The sequence below is a fragment of the Streptomyces sparsus genome (genome assembly GCF_054776295.1).
Window position 1 is genome coordinate 1 of sequence record NZ_BAAHCA010000785.1, and the last position, 2,342, is coordinate 2,342.

Consider the following 2,342-nt stretch of genomic DNA (forward strand, 5'->3'; position numbering starts at 1 on the left):
CCCTGCGGCTCGCGGCCGGCGGCCGGCTCCCGGGCCTGCCGGGGCGGGCGACCGCCGCCCTGCGGATCGTCCAGCCGCAGCGTCAACGAGATCCGCTTGCGCGGCACGTCCACCTCAAGCACCTTCACCCGCACGATGTCACCCGGCTTGACCACGTCGCGCGGGTCCTTCACGAAGTTCTTCGACATCGCCGAGACGTGCACCAGGCCGTCCTGGTGCACCCCGACGTCCACGAAGGCGCCGAAGGCGGCGACGTTGGTCACGACCCCCTCCAGCACCATGTCCGGAGCCAGGTCGCCGATCTTCTCGACGCCCTCCATGAACTCGGCGGTGCGGAACGCCGGACGCGGGTCGCGTCCCGGCTTCTCCAGCTCACGCAGGATGTCGGTGACCGTCGGCAGTCCGAAACCGTCCCGCACGAACTCCTGCGGCTTCAGCGACCGCAGCCTGCCGGTGTCCCCGATGAGCGCCGTGACGTCCCCGCCGGCCGTGCGCACCATGTCCCGCACCACCGGATAGGCCTCCGGGTGCACGCTGGAGGCGTCCAGCGGATCGTCACCGCCGCGGATGCGCAGGAAGCCGGCGCACTGCTCGTACGCCTTCGGTCCCAGCCGCGGCACCGCCTTCAGCGCCGCCCGGCTGCCGAACCGGCCGTTGCCGTTCCGGTGCGCGACGATGTTCTCCGCCAGCGTCGCGCCGATGCCCGACACCCGCGAGAGCAGCGGCGCCGAGGCCGTGTTGACGTCCACGCCCACGCCGTTGACGCAGTCCTCGACGACCGCGTCGAGCGAGCGGGAGAGCTTCACCTCGGACAGGTCGTGCTGGTACTGGCCCACTCCGATCGACCTGGGGTCGATCTTGACGAGTTCGGCCAGCGGGTCCTGGAGCCGCCGGGCGATGGACACCGCGCCGCGCAGTGACACGTCCAGCTCGGGCAGTTCCTGCGAGGCGAAGGCGGACGCGGAGTACACCGAGGCGCCCGCCTCCGACACCATCACCTTGGTGAGCCGCAACTCGGGCCGGGCGGCGATGAGTTCGGCGGCCAGCTTGTCCGTCTCCCGCGACGCGGTGCCGTTGCCGATGGCGATCAGCTCCACGCGGTGCTCCGCGGCCAGCCTGCCCAGCGTGTCCAGGGCGTCCTGCCACTGCTTGCGCGGGGCGTGCGGATAGACCGTCGCCGTGGCCGAGACCTTGCCCGTACCGTCCACCACGGCCACCTTCACGCCGGTGCGCAACCCCGGGTCGAGGCCCATCGTGGGCCGCGAGCCGGCGGGGGCGGCGAGCAGCAGGTCCCGCAGGTTGGAGGCGAACACCGCGACCGCGTCGTCTTCGGCGGACTGCCGCAGCCGCAGCCGCAGGTCGATGCCCAGGTGGACCAGGATGCGGGTCCGCCAGGCCCAGCGCACCGTCTCGGCCAGCCAGCGGTCCGCCGGCCGGCCCCGGTCCTCGACGCCGAACCGCCTGGCCACCGCGCGCTCGTAGTCGGACGGGCCGGGCCGCTCCTCGTCGTCGGGCTCGGGCTCCAGGCGGAGGTCGAGCACCTCTTCCTCCTCGCCGCGCAGCTTCGCCAGCACCCGGTGCGAGGGCAGCGTGGTGAACGTCTCGGAGAACGCGAAGTAGTCGGCGAACTTGGCGCCCTGCTCCTCCCTGCCCTCGCGCACCCGCGCCACCAGCCGGCCGCGCCGCCACATGCGTTCGCGCAGTTCCCCGATGAGGTCGGCGTCCTCGCCGAACCGCTCGGTCAGCACGGCCCGCGCGCCCTCCAGGGCCGCCGGCACGTCGGCGACGCCGCGTTCGGCGTCCACGTAGGCGGCGGCCGCCGCGTTCGGGTCGGTACCGGGGTCGGACAGCAGCGCGTCGGCCAGCGGCTCCAGACCGGCCTCACGGGCGATCTGCGCCTTGGTGCGCCGCTTGGGCTTGAACGGCAGGTAGACGTCCTCCAGGCGGGCCTTGGAGTCCGCCGCCCGGATCCTCGCCTCCAGCGCCTCGTCCAGCTTGCCCTGGCCGCGTACCGACTCCAGGATCGCGGCCCGTCGCTCCTCCAACTCCCGCAGGTAGCGCAGCCGCTCCTCCAGTGCACGCAGCTGGGCGTCGTCGAGGGTGCCGGTGGCCTCCTTGCGGTAGCGGGCGACGAACGGCACGGTCGAGCCGCTGTCGAGCAGGTCGACGGCGGCCTTGACCTGCCACTCCTGAACGTCGAGTTCCTGGGCGATCCTGGCTTCGATGGACACAGTTGTTGCGGTCACGCCCCGCATTCTGGCAGGTGGCCCGGACAGCGCCGTGGACCGCCGGGCCGCGCCCGCGCGCACCGGGCCGTCCGCGGGCCGGCTCCCGGCGGGTAC

1 protein-coding gene is annotated in these 2,342 nt (G+C 73.2%); it reads right to left on the reverse strand.

The window, feature by feature from the left end:
* Nucleotides 1-2,246, reverse strand: a 2,246-nt coding sequence (locus tag ACYVE9_RS23355; protein WP_461029866.1) for a Tex family protein, incomplete at its 3' end; no start/stop codon positions are given.
* Nucleotides 2,247-2,342 lie beyond the last annotated feature (96 nt).